Origin of the sequence: Desulfovibrio gilichinskyi (assembly GCF_900177375.1) — a bacterium.
Taxonomy (GTDB): domain Bacteria; phylum Desulfobacterota; class Desulfovibrionia; order Desulfovibrionales; family Desulfovibrionaceae; genus Maridesulfovibrio; species Maridesulfovibrio gilichinskyi.
On the sequence record NZ_FWZU01000001.1, the window covers coordinates 737,202 to 756,261 of the forward strand.

A 19,060-nucleotide genomic window follows, 5' to 3' on the forward strand; every position below is an offset into this window, starting at 1 on the left:
ACTCAGGGCATTACATTACCTTGAATTTATGAACTTCATTTGTTTTAGCATCGATAACATGCACACCGCAAGCAATGCAAGGATCGTATGAATGAACAGTACGAAGGATTTCAACAGGACGTTTAGGATCAGCAATTGGAGTTCCGATAAGGGCTTCTTCAACAGCTGACATTTTGTTCTGGTTACAGCGGGGTCCGAGGTTCCATGTTGAAGGAACAACAAGCTGGAAGTTCTCGATTTTTCCGCCTTTAATCTTAATCCAGTGAGAAAGAGCTCCACGAGGTGCGCCGACAAATCCGACACCTTCAGCTTCGTCAGGCATTTCCCATTCAACTGCAATGTCAGTATTACCGGAACTGATGTTGTCTTCGAGGTTGTTAACCCATTCAGACATTGCGTTAGCAACAACAGTGGTTTCAATACCGCGGGCAGCAGTACGGCCGAGTGTGGAGAATAAAGCTTCAGCTCCGACTCCAAGGTGGCTGAGAACACTGTCAACAACAGGCACGAAGTCCTTATGTCCTTTAGCGTAAGCTGTGAGAACATGAGCAAGAGGACCAACTTCCATGGATTCGCCTTTATAACGAGGAGCTTTCATCCATGAGTAGCGGTCTTTGTCTTCGTAAGAAGTATACTGAGGATCAGTTTCGCCATCATAAGGATGCAGAGAAGACTCGCCCTTATACCAGCTGTGTTTAATATCTTCTTTGATGGATTTAGGATCAAAGTCCATGACGTTTTTAAGATCACGGTTCATGATTACACCCTGAGGAATGAAACGACTGTTAATATCAGTTTCAACTGCAGGGAATTCACCAAAGCTCAGAAAGTTATGTGTTCCACCGATTCCTGCCCAGTCTTTATAGTAGGAAGCTACCATCAACAGGTCAGGGATGTAACATTCATCAACGAATTTTTTGGTTTCGTTGTAAAGATCTTTAAACTCTTGAATACGTTCTTTTGATAAAGACTCGTAACAAGTTACACCACCGACGATGGTGAACTGAGGATGCGGGTTCTTAGCACCGAAAACAGCCATTGCACGTGCAGCTTTAACCTGAAGGTGGAGACCTTCAAGATAATGAGCAGTAGCAATAAGGTTTTCTTCAGGTTTCAGATAGTAAGCATCATGACCACCGAGGAAGTAAGCATTTGTGAAAATACCGAGCTGGCCGGAACTTACAAATGCTTTTAATTTTTCCTGAACAGCTTTGAGGTCTTCCGGTTTGGTAACACGAGAAGACATGTTGTTGGCAAGTTTTGCAGCTTTAACAGGGTCGGCCTGAAGGCCGCTGACTACGTCAACCCAGTCTAGCGCATGCAAATGATAGAAATGAACAATATGGTCATGCAGATACTGAGAAGCCATAACCAAGTTACGGATAATTCTAGCATTTTCAGGTAGATTTTTATCTGCACCGACAGCGTTGTCTACGGCGCGTGTAGAAGCAAGGGCATGCACATAAGTACAAACACCACATGACCGCTGAGTGAAATGCTGTGCATCTCTAGGGTCACGTCCTTTCAGAATAATTTCCAGCCCGCGGAAGAGCTGAGCACTACTCCAAACATTGCTTACTTTACCATTTTCAACTTCAACTTCAATTTTTAAATGACCTTCGATTCGAGTAAGCGGGTCAACCGTAACGGGACCGGTATAATTCTTATCGAAGGGGGTAGCCATTATAGCTGGACCCGACTTTGACTTGCAACCAGACATATACAATCCTCCAGAAAATAGAATGTAACTTCAACAAACTTCCAAATAAAAAGATGAAACTAACCCTGTTTATAGAACGGACTCATTTCATCCCAGAAGTCTGGTTCACTACAACCGATGCAAGGATGTCCAGCTTCAACAGGCCAGTTGGTCTGATTAAACTTGACTTTCGGGCAGTTGTTGTAGGTGTCCGGCCCCTTACAGCCTAGTTCATAAAGGCAGTAGCCTTTTCTAGCTTCTTCGGAACTGAAAGATGGTGCAAATTCATCAGCTTCAAAATGAACAAGTCTAGGACAGTTGTCATGAACTGATTCACCATAAAAAATGGTTGGGCGACCGTTTGAATCAAGTTCCGGAATACCTTTGGTAAGGTAATGAACAACTGCACCTACAAAATTGTATGGATTAGTCGGGCAACCTGGAAGATTTACAGTTGTAATTCCGCCAAGAGCTTTACTTACACCCATTGCCTTTGAAGGATTTGGTGCAGCGGCTTGAACGCCACCATAACATGCGCATGTGCCGATACAAATAGTAGCTTTTGCTTTAGGAACTATTTCTTTGCAGATGTCGAGCATGGACTTACCGCCAACTTTACCCCATTCGCCTTCATGAGCAGTAGGAATACCCCCTTCTACTACACAGATAAAGCCTTCAGGTGAGTTGATAGCTTCATGCAATGCTTCTTCAGCAGCATGACCGGCAGCAGCCATAATAGTTTCATGATAATCAAGAGAAATAGTGTCTAGAATCAACGCATCAATGTAAGGAGAAACAGTACGAAGAACTGCTTCTGAACAGCCGGTACATTCGGCCATGTGCAGATAAACAACAGAAGGACGCCTTTTTTGAGTAAGAGCTTCAGCTACAGTCGGCGCAAAAGCTGGCCCCATACCCATAATAGCGGCAGTTGTTGCGCAGAACTTCATGAAGTCACGGCGGGATACACCATTCTGCTCCAGGCGTTGTTCCGCTCCATCCTTTCCGAGTCCCACAGAGAATTTCATAAAAACCTCCATCCTCTAATTAAAAATCAGCGGGAGTTACCCCCTGACGACACAGTTTTCAAGGTGGAATCAGAAACATATCCGATTCCGAAACCGTGAATACATACCCCATAACCAGTCTACAATTGCAATTAAATCTTTTACACAAGTAAAATATCTAATTCTCTTGTCCCTGCAACTGCTTACCTATCGAATATTGTAATTAGATATAAACCATTTAACTATGACTGCGTCAACCCTAAATGCAAAATTGTTGATTTAGATGGTTCATTGCGTCTTTTATAGACAAAAACAGCACTGTATAACACTAATTTTAATTTGTTATACAGAAAGAGTTTCTCTTTTGATGAAGATTATCTCCAAGATTAAACATTTGATATTTTCAATAACAATTTCCAGAGTAACACGTAAAATTTATAAGTATTACTCTGATAATAATAAAGACCATACGCCTTAAATAAGGTGTATGGTCTTTATTTAACCTAATTAATTTAGAATATTATGAATATATTGAATGGGGAAAAATTATTTTTCCTCTTTTTTAAGAATTTCTAGAATTTTTTCTTTAATTTGTGAAAAAACTTCATCAGGTGTCTGATCTGCGTTAATTATGGCAATTCTTTCCCTGTTAAGTGCAGCCCAAGTTAAATACCCTTCTCTGATTCTAGAATGAAAATCAATTGATTCAGCTTCAAATCGTCCTTCTTCCTGCGTTTTGTCTTCATCTAAATTTCTGAACGTGGCCCGTTTAAGACCTATTTCAGGATCAATATCAAGCAGAATAGTTAAATCAGGCCAGCATCCGGACACAGCAACTTCATTAAGCTCACGCAGTAATTTGGGATCAAGACCGCGACCATACCCTTGATACACTATAGTAGAGTCGGCAAACCTGTCGCAGATAACAACACGCCCGGCCTCTATAGCGGGAAGAATAACCTGACTGACATGCTGTGCTCTATCTGCAAGATAAAGAAAAAGCTCACACGGACCAGTTATATCTGTACTTCCCATATTGAGTAAAATTTTACGCAATTCTTTGCCTATTCTACTTCCGCCGGGTTCAAGGGTAACATCAACCTCATGCCCGGTTTCTTTGAGAAACTCTACAACCCGCTTAATTTGCGTTGTTTTGCCGGTTCCTTCTATACCTTCAAAGGTAATGAACATTGAGCCTCCGATTTTTTTTTGTCAGATTTAATGTTATTCTCATTGGGAGATTTTTCCGATTTATACAAATATCTATCAAGAAAACGCTGATATGGAGTCCAATTACTGTCTGTTCCATCAAGCTTATCAAGCTCCGCGAAAATTGTATTCATTTTTGCATCGATATTATCCGCAAAATGTAAAATAAAAGCTTCAGGTGTTTTCGGCCGTTTAGGAGCACCGAACTCATATTCACCGTGATGAGACAAAATCAAATGTTTAAAGTGAAGCTTTAACTTTTCATCCAAATCTTTAGATTTTTGAAGAAAAGGTTCTAAAACTTCAACTCCTATATGAATATGCCCAAGCAGACGCCCTTCGTCTGTATAGTCATTTTTAAGCCCTCCGGTAAGCTCCCATGCTTTTCCTAAATCATGAAAAATTGCCGCCGCAAGTACAACCTGCCTGTCGATATGAGGGTAATTATCACAAATGGACATGCAAAGTTTGGCAACTGAAAGAGTATGCTCTAAAAGACCGCCCACGTATGCATGGTGAACTGTTTTTGCACCTGTTGCGCAAAGTAGTCGTTTATGAATTTCATCATCATTTAAAACCTTGCGACAAAACTTCTTCCATGGAGGATGAACCATATGCTCAGCCACCATGTATTCTAATTCCTGCATCATTTCTTCAGGTTTTTGATGGCTTGACGGTAGAAAATCTGATATTTCTAGTTCACATTGATCAGGATCAAGTATTTCAAGCTGTTCAATTGTCAGTTGAGGCTGATCCCTGAAGGACCCGATCATTCCACCGGCAATGACAAACATTCCTGTTTCAAGACTTGTAAACGCCTGACTTAGAGGACTCCATATTTTAGCTTCTACCGACCCTGAATAATCCTGTAAACGCAAATTCCAGAAAGGCCCATTTTTGGATTCCCGAACCTGCGCATCAGCAATCAGAAACACGTCTCTGATTCTTAAACCGTTAATAAGGTCTTTAATATATATAGTTTTTTGCGACACTTCTTGCTATTCCTGAATTGCTTTGATAACTCGCCCCGAGGCGTTGATGTTTTACCGTTGCGGTTTGCACAATTTTAACTGCTTCGAAGTTGTATTCATAGTCAAAGCATTGGAAGACTGTCCAATTTTTTTTTCAATTGGAAATTATTATGAACATACTTTTGACGAACGATGACGGAATACAGGCCGTAGGCCTGAGAGCCTTGTACAATAGTATTAAAAAAGCAGGTCACAATGTTCAGGTTGTCGCACCGGTTACTGAACAATCTGCTGTAGGCCATGCTGTATCGCTGTCCTCCCCTCTTCGTGTTAAAGAATTTAACGAAGGTGGGTTTTCAGGACTCGGTGTTTACGGAACTCCGGTTGACTGCGTAAAACTTGGGCTAACCACTTTGCTCGATACGAAACCCGACATAGTCATTTCCGGAATCAATAACGGAGCCAACATCGGCGTGGATATACTCTACTCCGGAACAGTTTCAGCGGCAACGGAAGGAGCTCTCATGGGCATACCGGCCTTAGCCGTATCCTATGATGATTTTAACCCGACAGATCTGACTGATCAGGCAGATTATTGCATTGAAATGTTGAGCAAAATACCATGGTCTAAGTTTGAGAAGAAAACAGTTTTGAATCTTAACTTTCCAGCTTTAAAAATGGCTGATACTCTTAAAATTAAATTTTGCAGGCACACCAGAGTTTCTTGGCACGATTGGTATGATGTCCGGAAAGATCCACGAGGCAAGACTTATTACTGGCTGGACGGCGTTATGCCGAAAGAACTTATAAGTGCCGGAACTGACCGTGATTTGCTTACAAAAGGTCATATTACTATGACTCCTTTGCATTTTGATTTTACGGATAGAGAAGCAATTATAACTCTTGAGCAGGCGTTCAATAGATAATCGGCATACTTTTTAAACTGTTTATAGACATTTACTTTCTACATAGTGTACATAGTTAATATTTGGAACTTAAAACGGTAAATTTTCCTGACTTCAAGTTCTGTAATTTCCTTTTTTGTCGATTATTAAGAGCTGTTGTTTCAGTTCAGCGTTAATTTTATTGCAATGTTTTTTACCTCATTCATTTTACCACGGAGGAGTTTATGCCACTCGTTTCCCCTAAAGAGATGTTCGCAGGAGCCTATGCCGGCGGCTATGCCATTGGAGCATTTAATGTAAACAACATGGAAATCATTCAGGGTATCATGGAAGCCGGCAGCGAAGAAAACGCTCCGGTGATTCTACAGGTTTCAGCCGGCGCCCGTAAATATGCAGGCCAAAGATATATCATCAAACTGATGGAAGCCGCTCTGGAAATAACAGATCTTCCTGTTGTTCTGCACCTTGATCACGGCCCGACGTTTGAAATGTGCAAAGAAGTTATCGACGGCGGCTTTTCTTCAGTAATGATAGACGGCTCTCACCTTCCTTTTGAAGAAAATATTGCTTTGACTAAACAAGTCGTAGCATACGCACATGACCATGGAGTATGGGTGGAAGCAGAACTTGGCAGACTTGCCGGGGTTGAAGAAGATGTTTCCTCAAACGAACATATATATACAGACCCTGATGAAGCTGCAGAATTTGCAGGTCGCACAGGTTGTGACTCGCTTGCAGTAGCAATCGGCACCAGTCACGGTGCATACAAATTCACAGGTGAAGCAAGACTTGATTTTGATCGCCTTGATAAGATATCTGCATTGCTCCCTAATTTGCCGATAGTTCTGCATGGCGCATCAAGTGTTGTTCCTAAATTCGTTGAAATGGCAAATGAATTTGGCGGCAATATCGGCGGAGCAAAAGGAGTACCTGAAGATCTCCTTCGTAAAGCTGCATCCAAAGCTGTTTGTAAGATTAATATTGATACGGATATCCGCCTTGCAATGACGGCTGAAATCCGCAAGTTTTTAGCTCAAAACCCAACTGAATTTGACCCTAGAGGATACCTTGGCGAAGCCCGCAAAGCTGTGAAAGAAATGGTTCGCCATAAAATCACAAATGTTCTGGGTTGCTCTGGAAAAGCATAAACTATGATAGCCACCTTTAATAAAGGTGGCTCATCTTCTAGAAGGAGTAAACGATGGCTGTAAAAGTCGGAATTAACGGATTTGGAAGAATAGGCCGCTACCTGACAAGACTTATTCACAACAGCAAAGAAATTGATCTTGTTGCTATAAATGCTCGTGCTTCTAACGAAGATCTTGCTCTTCTTTTGCAATACGACTCCGTACACGGTAAATTAGATGCCGAAGTCATTGCAAACGAAGATGGGTTTACCGTTAACGGTAAACAGATCAAAGTTACACGCTGCGCTCCCGGTGAATGGATCTGGGGAGAACTCGGATGCGACATTGTTGTTGAATCCACAGGAAAATTCCGTGATCGTGAAAGTTGCCAAAAAGCTATTGCCTGCGGAGCTAAAAAAGTTATTATCAGCGCTCCCGGCGTAGATTCAGATATAACCGTTGTTATGGGTGTTAATGACAACGATCTAAAACCTGAGCATAAAATTGTGTCAGCAGCATCCTGTACAACAAACTGCCTTGCTCCGGTCGCAAAAGTTATAAACGATGTTTTCGGTATTGAACGCGGTCTCATGACTACAGTCCATGCGTACACAATGAGCCAGAGAGTTCTTGATGGTTCTCATTCCGATATCCGCAGAGGAAGAGCATGTGCCGTTAATATAATCCCGACAACTACCGGTGCAGCAAAATCTGTAGCGCTTGTTATCCCTGAACTCACAGGAAAGCTGGACGGTATGTCTCTTCGCGTTCCTACTCCGAATGTTTCATTGGTTGATCTTACTTGTGATCTTGCAAAAAAAACTACCATTGAAGAAGTTAATGCCGCTCTTAAAAAAGCTGCAAATGAGAACATGGGTTATACTGATAAACCGCTTGTTTCTACTGATTACATTGGCAGCACCTACGGAGGAGTTGTTGATGGTCCGCTTACGTCTGTAATGGAAGAAAATATGCTCAAACTTATTGTCTGGTATGATAATGAATCCAGCTTTTCCAACCAGCTCGTTCGCCTGATTAAAAAAGTTGCTGCTACAGTTTAGTTCTTAAAGTTATTCTTATATATTTGAAGCCCCATTCCGTCAGTGGACAGAACGGGGCTTTATTTCAGCCGCTTGTATATGCATCCAATCTCTATTTTGTGTCAGCCCAAGACTTGTCCACCCTTCTTCTTTCCAAAAAGACCACCATGCATCATATTCGGACTTAGCAAATAATGCTTTATCACGCCCCCATTTGAGCTGATTATGCTCAGGGTCGTAATCAACGGCTATTCCCCAACTATGAGCAGAATATGTTGTTCCTCCTCTCATAGTACGCACATTTAAACATCCACCCCAAAGATTTAAATTCAATTGTTCAACTTTAGCCGGACCGTAATGGGACAGTGTGCGCGTAAGAACTCGTTTGAGGCTGTCATGTACTTTCTCATGGCATAAATATGAATTTATAGTTTTATTCGTATCCCACGCCAGCTTATGCGGATAAGGAAGGGTAATTCTAACTTGATTCTCACCAACTTGACCATAATATCGGATTAAATCTTTTTGCGAAGAATTTGGCCAGATCGAAGGTGTAAATTTTTTATCACCCCAATAACCATCAAACGGACCACATTCAATACCGCTATTTGCTGTAAGAATCTGGATATATCCGGCTAAACATCTTTCGTCGGTCCAATCTTCAGGAATATCCGCAGCAACTTTTATAGCTGAGATAGTTGCAGGCCCGACAATACCATCGACAATTAAATCTGCATTATTTTTGTTTAAAACTGTTTGTATGAATTTTATTTGATTTTTATTCATATTATTCAAACCCCATTACTAAATATATAAGTTGCTTTATTTGAGTTGCTGATAATTAAACGATTTACCAGCCAGTTCCGAGTATTCGCTATCCATTATATACAAAAGGCGACACAAACTGACAGAATGTGTCGCCATTTAAAATTTACTTTGTTAAGAGCAAATATTATCGCATAAAAAAACAATCCTAGATTTGTACAGTAATTAATAGTAATCAAAAATAATATGTTAAATACCAGATTAACTAATCGACATACTGTAAATAAAAGAATTTATATTTGTGATATCATTCTTTTTATTTGCTTATTAATTGCCTCCAGCTATTTTTTATACCAGGGGGCTGAAAAACTCGGGTATAACTGGCAGTGGTTCAGAGTGCCGGACTTTATTTTCACATACTCCAGCCAAGGATTCATGGCCGGACCTCTTTTGCAGGGACTTATTGTCACTTTAAAAATCACAGGAATCAGCTTTGTTCTCACTTTTATTATAGGACTTGGAACCGCAATTTTCCGTCTTTCAGATTCATTTATGGCTAACAGCCTTGCACGCTTATATCTTGAGATTATTCGTAATACTCCACTGCTTATCCAGCTGTTTTTTATATACTTTGTTGCATCACCAATACTCAATATCAACGGATTCTGGTCTGCAGTTATAGCCTTAAGTCTTTTTGAAGGAGCTTATGCCTCAGAAATTTTCAGATCCGGTATAACATCAATTGATATCGGACAGTGGGAAGCTGCGTACAGTTTAGGCGGCGACACTAAATTTGCCTATTTGAATGTGATATTACCTCAAGCAATTCCTCGCATAGCTCCACCTCTTGCCGGTCAGGCTATCGCACTTGTTAAAGATTCGGCCCTTGTCAGCACAGTCGCAATTTACGACCTGACTATGCAGGGGCAATCAATAATATCTGAAACGTTTCTAACTTTTGAAATTTGGTTTACTGTTGCGGCAGCATACCTTGTTGTTACTCTTTTACTTTCGTGGACACTGGATAGGCTTGCTAAAAGCTTTAAAAGTGCATGGTAAGTATCATTCTCAAAACCGGAGGAATTATCTGATGACTTTATGGAGAACTATTAACACAGGACTTGCAGCTGTAATCCTGATCATCGGGGTCTCTACTGCGGTCTGGGCCGGTAGTACCAGGCAGGACCTGGCACAGGACAGCACTCTCGAAACTATCCAGAAAAAACAAACTCTAAGGGTAGGATTCTCAACTTTCAAACCGTGGGCTATGAAGGATAAAAATGGAGAATTCATCGGATTCGAAATAGATGTAGCTAAACGACTTGCAGAAGACATGGGCGTAAAAATAAGATTTATTCCGACAAAATGGGATGGAATTATCCCCGCCCTTCTAACAGGTAAATTTGATATAATTATCGGCGGAATGGGAATTACTCCAAAGCGGAATCTGAAAGTTAATTTTTCAGATCCTTATGAATTCACCGGAATGTCCATTATTGCCAGCAAATCTGCCGCTCCAGATAAAAGTTCACTTGAAGGTTTCAATAATCCGGATACAAAAGTCTCCGTCCGTTTAGGAACAACAGCTGAAAAAGCAGCTCAGAATTTTCTTCCTAAAGCTAATCTACTAAAATTCAGCGATGAAGCTGCTTCTATTCAGGAACTTCTCAATGGAAAAGTCGCATGTCTGATCGCTTCCGCCCCCTTACCAGAAACACTGGCTCAAAAGTACCCACAAAAGCTTTACCTGCCGCTTAAAGGTGATTTCACCAAAGAACCTATCGGATTTGCGGTTAGAAAAGGTGATCCTGATTTTCTCAATTATCTCAATAATTGGATTAAAGTTACCAATTCTGAAGGCTGGCTCGAAGCTCGCTTTAATTACTGGTTTAAAAGCAACCAATGGGAATCTCTGGTAGAATAATCACTACAAAATGAATAATTCAAAAAAGAGGATAACATCCCTTGATATACTGCTGCTTGCAGTTATCATCGGGGTGTTGTCCACTCTTTCCTATCATATTGTTACACAGCTGAATTACCATTGGGATTGGTCTGTAATACCTAATTATATCATCAGATATGATCACACCACAGACACGTGGAAAGCAGGACAGCTGACTCAGGGACTTTTAGTGACCCTGCGCCTTTCCGTATGGTCAATCATCTTTGCTCTGATTATCGGTACCGTTATGGGTATCTTAAGGGTCAGTCCGCGTCCGCTATATCGCATGATTTCGAGCTCTTATGTCGGGCTGATTCGTAACATTCCACCGTTAGTGCTGATTTTTATCTTCTATTATTTCCTCGGCGATCAACTGATGAACGCCACAGGAATAACAGATCTTTCGTATTCACTTGATGATAAATCTTTTCCTTTTTTAACGTTTCTACTCGGACCTGTTGAGCAGCTCCCCGCCTTTCTTTCCGGTGTTATAACCATGTCCTTATTTGAAGGTGCTTATATTACAGAAATTGTTCGCTCCGGTATTGAATCAATCCCGGTTGAACAATGGGAAGCTTCTAAAGCACAAGGATTAAACCGCCGTAAGCAGCTTATTTATATTATTCTTCCGCAGGCATTCGCGCAATCTTTACCGACTTTGGCTGGACAATTTATATCAACCATCAAGGATTCATCTATTGTTTCAATTATTTCTATCCAAGAATTAACTTTTGCCGGACAAGAACTTATGTCCGCGACATACCGAACCTTTGAAATCTGGTCAGTAGTAATCGTTTTATACTTTTTGCTGACATTCCCGTGCTCAATTGCAGTGCGAGCTTTAGAAAAGAAAATGAACCGTTATAAGCGTGAATAGGAAAGTTTAATATTTTATCTTCAATTAACTATGCATCTTTTATTATTAAATCTTCTTCATTGTAACTTTTCATATCAGATAGATATTTTTGAACATCATCTGCTATTTCAATTAATGCGTTAACAACCACAGGGTCAAATTGTGTTTCGGAACATCTTTCGATTTCCTCCAAGGCATGATTAAATGACATTGCCTGCCGATATGGACGATCCTGCATTATAGCAGATAAGGTATCTGCAACAGCTATAATTCTTGCTCCGAAAGGGATATCATGCCCCTTTAATCCTGCTGGATACCCTTTTCCGTCAAATCTTTCATGATGATGTAATATCATTTTGGCGATACCATTCTCTCCAGAAAAGACTGAAACTGGACCGACAATTCCCGCTCCGATAACCGGATGTTTTTTTACAACCTCATATTCTTCATCGGTCAATTTCCCTTTCTTTTTTAAAATTGAATCAGGAATTCCAATTTTACCTATATCATGAAGATGTCCGGCAATATGCAGCGCCCTGCATTCATCTGGATTTAACCTTATTTGCACACCTAAAGCCTTTGATATCACAGCCACCTCATCAGAATGCGAACTTGTACATGTATCTTTGGCATCAATGGCATTGCCAAGAGATTCTGCAAATTGATGAACAGTTTCGTGAACAATATCATATCCATTTTTAATTTCTTCTGTCTTTGCGCCGACAAGATCTATTACATCCCTCATAGTTCCTCGTATTCAATTGATAGAATCGTTTTTTATTCCTTCAGCCTTCATTGACATTGATTGTCATTGTCAATAAAAACCAAAATAAAAAAAATTGCTCTAAATTATACCGGAATAATTATTTTATATATAAAGTATTACTCAAAGATGACGATAATGGTTAAAAGCAAATTATATAATTATGGAGAAAGGTATGAAGATTGGTACAACAAGTACATTTTTCAATAAGATCCGTCTTTCCAATATGCCTGAACAAAAAGTAACTGAATCTATTGAAAATTCTAGTTCCAAAGAATCAATTGATAAAACAGCATATATATCGAAAATTCAATCTACGGAAAAACCGGAAAGGCTTAATATGCTTTCCGGAAATTTTATGCGAGCTGACTCAGGAGAAGAGAAAAACTATAGTCTGCTGAATTTAAAAGCTCTTAAAGCTCAAGATAATCTGATGACGCAGTATAACAGCATGATCACCAGCGTCGTAAATTTCCGCGTATACCGGACAGATGAGTTAATAGCATCAGGTATGTCACCTGATGCAGCGAAGACAATTGCAAGTGGTGAAGCGCAAAAAATGGGGGATGCCGCGAGTGAAAAGATTGTCGGAGATATGACAGAGGATTCTCTGGAAAAAGAAGTTAAAGAACAAAAAGAATTTACGGAAGAACAGACAGAAAAAGTCATAGCGGAAAAACAAAAAAATACGGATATCGAAGCTAAAGAAGAAGCCTCAAAAACTGAAGAGAATTTAACAAAAGGTAGTGATCAGGCAGAAAAATCTCAAGATAGTACTGGGGATGTAAGCATTCAGGCCGAAGCATCAGTTATAGAAAATGTAACCGCAAGTTTCGCATCTTCTGATCATTCCAAAACAGGCAGTACAACTATCAAGAATATAGTTAAAACCGGTGAAAATGTTGATGTTTTAGTTTAAAACATTAACATTTAAAAATAAATTATAACAACAACTTATATATCAATTTAAAAAAGCACACACCAATTACCTGCTATATTCGATTGTTTCACGATTGTAACATTAATGACTTCTTGAAACAACATTTGATGCCATAGATTGCCCTCAACTAACGCTGAGGGAGGTCACCCGGCATGTCATTAAAGTTCAAATTAATTACGTTTTCTCTCATAATCGGTCTTATTCCACTTCTTATAGTAGGTGTGTTCAGCTTTGAACTCGCTTCTACTGCCCTTTCTAAACAGGCATTCGGACATCTTGAATCTGTTCGCGATACCAAGAAAAAAAGTTTAGAAGATCTAACCAGTAAATGGTTTCATGAAGTTGAACTCTTTTCGCATGTTAAAGAAGTATATAACACGGTTGGTTTAATCGGTGAATACTCAATGGACAACGCGGTTTCCGGCAAAAGGATGGACGTTAATAATTCAGAATATAAAGAACTTCACGAATACACAAAAAGTCCGTTCCAGCCATTCGTTAAAAGTCTTGGATATGATGACGCTATACTGATTAATGACTATGGTCGCGTTCTTTTCACGGTAAAACAGCAAGCAGATCTTGGAATTGATTTAGCTAAGGGTGAATATAATAATTCAAATTTAGCCAAAGTATGGAAAAGAGCTGTTAAGGGTGAAATTGCCTTTGCGGATTTTGAGCCGTATGCACCTTTAGGTGGTCTTCCTGTCGCTTTCATAGCCGCCCCAGTCTACTCTCATGCCGGAGACATTCAGGGCGTAGTTGCTCTGCGTATTCCTTTAAATGAAATTAACGGAATAATGACGATGCGCTCAGGAATGGGAGAAACAGGAGAATCTTATCTTGTCGGTAAAGATTTCCATATGCGTTCAGATTCTGAACTGCACCCCAGGTACAGATCAGTAAAAACATCATTTCAAAACCCGGATAAGGGTGAAGTTCAATCTGAAGCAGTAAAACAGGCTCTTTTAGGTAACAGCGGAGCCTCTATAATGAATGATAAAGACGATACAGCACTTCTCACTGCTTACACCCCCTTAAAAATCGGAAGCACAACATGGGCTCTAATATCTGAAATTCATAAGGATGAAGCCTTTTCAGCTGTAACCGAGTTACGCCTTGCAACATTTATAATTTCGATAGTCACCGCGATTATTGTTGTAATTATTTCACTTATTTTCTTAAAATCTGAAATTCTGAATCCATTAAAAAGAATTGAAGAATTTGTCAGTTCAGTTTCAAGAGGAGACTTCAAGTCCAAACTTGAGGGCAAATTTAAGAGTGAAATTAAAAATTTATCAGACGGCATTCAAGTCATGGTTGATGAATTAAAGAATAAATTAGGTTTTTCGCAAGGTATTTTAGAAGGGATGACTGTACCCTGCCTTGTAGCGGATACAGAAGCTAATATTTCATATCTGAACAACACATTATGTGAGTTATTAGAAAGCGGGAGTTCATGCGAAAACTGGATTGGAAAACCTGTTAAAGACTTGTTGCAAATTCCTGAAACAGAAGAAGGCATCATAGTTCAATGCTTAAAGAATAAGTCTCCGATACTCAATAAAGAAAGAAAACTGAAAACTAAAAGGGACAACTACCGCCATGTGCGTATTGATGCAGCACCGCTTTATAATTTAGATCATGAACTTCTGGGAGGCTTTGCAGTTATAATCGATTTGAGTGACATAAAAGCAAAAGAAGAGATGATCAATAAACAAAAAGATATGATGGTAGAGATTACTGCAAACGCACAATCAATTTCTAAGTACTTAACTAAAGGAGCTTCTGAAATAGCCTCTCAGGTTGAACATGTTTCTGCCAACACAGAACGACAGTTCGACAAAATTGAGCATTCTTCTCAGGCAATAACAGAAATGAACCAGACTTTGCTCAGTTCATCTCAAAATGCTGAAAATGCCGTCAAACAAGCTAAAAACACAGAACTGCAAGCCGGGGAAGGAATGCACACTCTGACTGACACAAGCATTGCCATACACCAACTTCAGGCTCTTTCTGATATGGTAAAGGAGAATATGCATGAACTCGGCAATCAAACACAAGCAATCGGCGGAATTATCAGCGTTATCGATGATATTGCGGACCAAACAAATCTACTTGCTCTGAATGCGGCAATTGAGGCAGCCAGGGCCGGTGAGGCTGGTAGAGGGTTTGCAGTCGTTGCAGATGAAGTTCGTAAACTTGCTGAAAAAACGATGCAATCCACCAAGGAAGTTGAAGGAGCTGTAAAAAGTATTCAGGAAGCCGCAAAATTGAATATTGAAAAAACGGACATGACTGTCGAGGCAGTAGAACATGCACGTGAACTTGTTGCTAAATCCGTAAACGACTTGAAAATCATTTCTGAAATGTCAGTTGATACTGCAACTGAAATACAAAAGATTGCCCAAGCAACGGAAGAACAATCCGGAGCGCATGACCTTATTCATAAAAATGTCGAGGACTTAAAATTAATAGCCAGTGAGACAAAAACAGATATGCGGAACTCATCTGACTCAATATCAAGTCTTGCACGGACAGCTGAAGAACTTGAAAAATTAATCGCCAGACTCAGTTTAGCCGGTGGGCAGACAGCTTAAAAGCCGCTTCCAAGGTTTAGCATTATTGTCTCAAGTTTAGCTGCTTCTAAGTCCAGAACCTCCGGACTGAGTTTTTGATCTGTAACTTTAAAAGCAGTTCCCAGAAAAACTTTGCAACGGCAAAACGGCTTTGCAACTTCGAAACGATCCCATGATTTTTTAAAAACCAGAGGATTTTCAACATACCCGCGCATCGGGATAATAAGGGAATCTGTTTTCTGGGCAATTGCCAAAATGCCCTGTTTAACTTTGTGACGGGGACCTTTGGGGCCGTCAACAGTGATTACTCCGATCAACCCTTCTTTTTTCATCATGCGGGTCATACCGAGTATTGCTTTCACTCCTCCTCGTGTTGAGGAGCCTCTTGCCACTTTGTAACCTACACGCTCAAGCGTTTCCGTAATAATCTGGCCGTCACGGCTATCGCTGGCCATAGTAACGTAAGGAAATTTCTTAGTCATGCCATAAGAGGTTAATGAAAACAGCTCGTTGTGCCATAAAGCAAGCATTACGGGATCATTGCGATCCATAATTTCAGTGAGATTTTCTAGTCCTTCAACTTCAAAACGCAAAGTTTTAGTCAGGACCTTGTAAAGAAACGCCATAGGTACGGCAACTAATGTGGGGTTAACCTTTATCTTCATAATAAAATACTCAAATCTTAAAATCAGACGTTAACGGTCAAGATAAACAGCCAAGGTAGATAATCAGGTAACAATAATCCTGTTTAATTAAGTCGATAACTAATAATTATACAAAATTAAGAGTCCTATAACAATTTAGGCTGTAATTAAAAACCACTGCCTAAATTTTTCATTTCTAGTTCAATTTTATCTGCTTCTGATTTAAGCATGGTATGGCTTAGTTTTTTATCGGTAATTTGAAACGGGGTTCCCATAAAAATTTTGCAACGATCAAAAGGCCGAGGCAGTTCGAATTGATCCCATGATTTTTCAAAAACAATAGGTCTCTCAAGATATGCTCGCATAGGAATAATGAGAGAATCAGTCCGCTGAGCAATTGCCATAATACCTTGTTTAACCTGATGCCTTGGTCCTTTCGGACCATCCATGGTAATAATTCCTATACGCCCTTTTGTCTTCATTACGCGGGTCATGCCAAGCAGAGCCTTTAATCCGCCCTTTGAGGAAGAACCACGTACAACTTCATAGCCGATACGTTCTAAAATATCGGTAATAATCTGACCATCATTGCTATCGCTGGCAATAGTTACATAAGGCATTTTTTTTACAATACTATATGCTGATAACGCCAAAAGTTCATTGTGCCACACAGCCATAATAACTGTTTTTTTACTATTTAAAACATCCGTAACATTTTCTAAACCTTCAACTTCAAACCGCAGAGATTTTGCCATCAGCTTGTAGCAAAAAGCCAACGGAGCAGCAATTAAAGCCGGATTTACTTTTATTTTCATTTAGCCTTCTAAGCATCTTGGAACTGCATGTTATATAATTTGATGTATAAAGGGCAATTCGTAAGCAGTTCTTTATGGCTGCCTTGTGCAACAATAACACCCTTTTCCATAACAACTATGACGTCAGCTGTAAGGATGGTAGAAAGCCTATGCGCAATAACAATACTGGTTCTATCTTTCATTAAGTTTTCAAGAGCCATCTGAACAACACGCTCTGACTCTGTATCAAGAGCACTTGTTGCTTCGTCAAGTATAAGCAAAGGAGGATTTTTAAGCAATGCGCGGGCAATGGTCAGACGTTGTTTCTGTCCGCCTGAAAGCCTGACCCCTCTTTCGCCTACAATGGTAGCATACCCTTCCGGCAAACCTTCAATAAAATCATGAGCGAAGGCCGTTTCAGCAGCTTTTTTCACTTCTTCAAATGGAGCATCCTGCTGAACATATGCAATGTTTTCCTGAACGGTTGCGTTGAAAAGGAATGTTTCCTGAGAAACCATTCCCAGATTCAACCGTAGCGATTTAAGTGAGAAGTCATGAACAGGGCTTCCATTAATTTCAATGCTGCCCTTCTGGGCATCATAAAAACGCGGGATAAGATTAACAAGAGTGGTTTTTCCTGACCCGCTCGGCCCCACAATTGCGATTTTCTGTCCTGCTTTAACAGTTAAGTTAATATTTTTAAGAATAGGCTCGCATGAAGAGGAATAGTGAAATGAAAGATTTTTAAAACTAAGCTCCTTAAAAGGAACATCCAATTCTTTTGCGCCACCTTTTTCAATATTGATAGTCGGTGAATCAAGAATTTCAAAGACTCGCTCAGCGCCGGCGAATGCTCTTTGAATAGTTAAGTTGGCATCATTAATCTTTTTAATAGGCTCATAAAGCATGATAAGCGCAGCAATAAAAGAAAAGAACGTACCGGGAGTTGATCTACCGTCGATTACCTGCATACCGCCGTACCATAAGACAAGTCCGATTCCGAGCGCGCCGACAATTTCCATTACGCGCGATGAAAGTTCACTATGCAAAACCTGATTAATGGCAATCTTAACCAGTCGATGATTTTCAAGATCGAATTTTTGTGATTCAAGTTTCTCGTTAGAAAAAATCTTGATGACTTTTACGCCGCTGAAAACTTCCTGAAGACGCGCATTTATGTCTGAAATTTTTACCTGATTTTTACGTCCGAGTTTCCTTAGCTTTCTACCGAAATAAAAAAATGGGAAAATAGCCAAAGGAAGCACCAGAACTGCCCAGAACGCGAGATAAGCATCACGATAAAAAACCAGTCCGATCAGGCCGATAATAGTAATGACTTCTCTGATCATCATGATAAACGAAGGCAGACTTTGTCTGATTTCAAGAACATCATTTAGTATTCTGGACATAAGCATGCCAACCTGACTTTCTTCAAAAAAGTTCATCGGCAGACATACTATTTTTTGAAAAAGATCATTTCGAAGATTTTCAAGAACCAGTAATCCGGTAGTATTCATCAGGTATGATTGAAGAAACCTAAAAACCCCTTTAAGCAGCATAACACCGACAAAAGCTAAGGGAATTAAGAGCAGAGCTTCACGATTTTTATTTATAAAAATATCATCCATCGCAGGCTGAATAAGATAAGCTGTACCGGCGGTAGCCGCAGAAACAAATCCCATTGATATAAAAGCTACGATAACTCTAAACTTGTACGGTTTAAAATAAGACAAACATCTTTTGACAAGATGCTTGTTATTTAAATAATTATATTTATCGCCTTTGGGCAAAGTATTCTCCTTAATTTAGGCTTAAAGCC

17 protein-coding genes are annotated in these 19,060 nt (G+C 39.9%); 8 read left to right on the top strand and 9 right to left on the bottom strand.

The window, feature by feature from the left end:
- Nucleotides 1–10: 10 nt before the first annotated feature.
- The 4 genes from B9N78_RS03475 to B9N78_RS03490 all read right to left on the bottom strand — a co-directional run bounded on the left by B9N78_RS03475 (nt 11) and on the right by B9N78_RS03490 (nt 4,907).
- Nucleotides 11–1,720 carry a nickel-dependent hydrogenase large subunit gene (locus B9N78_RS03475; protein WP_085098343.1) on the bottom strand — a complete coding sequence of 570 codons (1,710 nt, stop codon included), beginning with the start codon at nt 1,718–1,720 and terminating at the stop codon, nt 11–13.
- 59 nt (nt 1,721–1,779) lie between these two features.
- Nucleotides 1,780–2,727: a hydrogenase small subunit gene (locus tag B9N78_RS03480; protein ID WP_085098346.1), complete on the bottom strand. Its 948-nt coding sequence runs from the start codon at nt 2,725–2,727 to the stop codon at nt 1,780–1,782.
- Nucleotides 2,728–3,252: 525 nt separating this feature from the next.
- Entirely contained in the window at nt 3,253–3,897 is a 645-nt protein-coding gene (tmk, locus tag B9N78_RS03485; RefSeq protein ID WP_085098349.1) for a dTMP kinase, read from the bottom strand.
- A complete protein-coding gene (locus tag B9N78_RS03490; protein WP_085098352.1) occupies nt 3,873–4,907 on the bottom strand; it encodes a 3'-5' exoribonuclease YhaM family protein in 1,035 nt (344 codons plus the stop codon). The genes tmk and B9N78_RS03490 overlap by 25 nt, the downstream gene beginning before the upstream one ends.
- Nucleotides 4,908–5,056: 149 nt before the next feature.
- Between B9N78_RS03490 and surE the strand changes: the two genes are divergently transcribed.
- The 3 genes from surE (at nt 5,057) to gap (ending at nt 7,979) form a co-directional block, all read left to right on the top strand.
- On the top strand, nt 5,057–5,812 hold the full coding sequence (gene surE, locus B9N78_RS03495; RefSeq protein WP_085098355.1) for a 5'/3'-nucleotidase SurE: 756 nt from the start codon (nt 5,057–5,059) through the stop codon (nt 5,810–5,812).
- Nucleotides 5,813–6,015: 203 nt separating this feature from the next.
- Nucleotides 6,016–6,939 (top strand): class II fructose-1,6-bisphosphate aldolase, encoded by a 924-nt coding sequence (fba, locus tag B9N78_RS03500; RefSeq protein ID WP_085098358.1) that lies wholly within the window; start codon nt 6,016–6,018, stop codon nt 6,937–6,939.
- A gap of 53 nt (nt 6,940–6,992) precedes the next feature.
- Nucleotides 6,993–7,979 (top strand): type I glyceraldehyde-3-phosphate dehydrogenase, encoded by a 987-nt coding sequence (gene gap / locus B9N78_RS03505; protein ID WP_085098361.1) that lies wholly within the window; start codon nt 6,993–6,995, stop codon nt 7,977–7,979.
- 39 nt (nt 7,980–8,018) lie between these two features.
- Here gap and B9N78_RS03510 read toward each other — a convergent pair whose 3' ends face one another.
- Nucleotides 8,019–8,744: a lysozyme family protein gene (locus B9N78_RS03510; protein WP_085098364.1), complete on the bottom strand. Its 726-nt coding sequence runs from the start codon at nt 8,742–8,744 to the stop codon at nt 8,019–8,021.
- A gap of 375 nt (nt 8,745–9,119) precedes the next feature.
- Between B9N78_RS03510 and B9N78_RS03515 the strand changes: the two genes are divergently transcribed.
- From B9N78_RS03515 to B9N78_RS03525, 3 genes are read left to right on the top strand one after another with little or no spacing between them, the layout of a single operon-like run.
- Complete coding sequence (locus tag B9N78_RS03515) at nt 9,120–9,782, top strand: amino acid ABC transporter permease (protein ID WP_245805450.1); 663 nt, start codon at nt 9,120–9,122, stop codon at nt 9,780–9,782.
- A 31-nt stretch (nt 9,783–9,813) separates the two neighbouring features.
- Nucleotides 9,814–10,647, top strand: a complete 834-nt coding sequence (locus B9N78_RS03520; protein WP_085098370.1) for a transporter substrate-binding domain-containing protein — start codon at nt 9,814–9,816, stop codon at nt 10,645–10,647.
- A gap of 10 nt (nt 10,648–10,657) precedes the next feature.
- On the top strand, nt 10,658–11,545 hold the full coding sequence (locus B9N78_RS03525; protein ID WP_085098373.1) for an amino acid ABC transporter permease: 888 nt from the start codon (nt 10,658–10,660) through the stop codon (nt 11,543–11,545).
- 28 nt (nt 11,546–11,573) lie between these two features.
- Here the strand turns inward: B9N78_RS03525 and B9N78_RS03530 are convergent, their stop codons facing one another.
- Nucleotides 11,574–12,269 (bottom strand): HD-GYP domain-containing protein, encoded by a 696-nt coding sequence (locus B9N78_RS03530; protein ID WP_085098376.1) that lies wholly within the window; start codon nt 12,267–12,269, stop codon nt 11,574–11,576.
- A gap of 181 nt (nt 12,270–12,450) precedes the next feature.
- Here B9N78_RS03530 and B9N78_RS03535 point away from each other — a divergent pair, with 181 nt between their 5' ends.
- Both B9N78_RS03535 and B9N78_RS03540 read left to right on the top strand, forming a co-directional pair.
- Nucleotides 12,451–13,206 (top strand): hypothetical protein, encoded by a 756-nt coding sequence (locus tag B9N78_RS03535; protein WP_170921365.1) that lies wholly within the window; start codon nt 12,451–12,453, stop codon nt 13,204–13,206.
- A gap of 173 nt (nt 13,207–13,379) precedes the next feature.
- Nucleotides 13,380–15,824, top strand: coding sequence for a methyl-accepting chemotaxis protein (locus B9N78_RS03540; protein ID WP_085098382.1), 2,445 nt, complete (start codon nt 13,380–13,382; stop codon nt 15,822–15,824).
- Here B9N78_RS03540 and B9N78_RS03545 read toward each other — a convergent pair.
- The 3 genes from B9N78_RS03545 to B9N78_RS03555 form a co-directional block, all read right to left on the bottom strand.
- Nucleotides 15,821–16,468: a lysophospholipid acyltransferase family protein gene (locus B9N78_RS03545; RefSeq protein WP_085098385.1), complete on the bottom strand. Its 648-nt coding sequence runs from the start codon at nt 16,466–16,468 to the stop codon at nt 15,821–15,823. The genes B9N78_RS03540 and B9N78_RS03545 overlap by 4 nt on opposite strands.
- 146 nt (nt 16,469–16,614) lie before the next feature.
- Nucleotides 16,615–17,262, bottom strand: coding sequence for a lysophospholipid acyltransferase family protein (locus B9N78_RS03550; protein WP_085098388.1), 648 nt, complete (start codon nt 17,260–17,262; stop codon nt 16,615–16,617).
- 8 nt (nt 17,263–17,270) lie between these two features.
- A complete protein-coding gene (locus B9N78_RS03555) occupies nt 17,271–19,031 on the bottom strand; it encodes an ABC transporter ATP-binding protein (protein ID WP_085098391.1) in 1,761 nt (586 codons plus the stop codon).
- Nucleotides 19,032–19,060 lie beyond the last annotated feature (29 nt).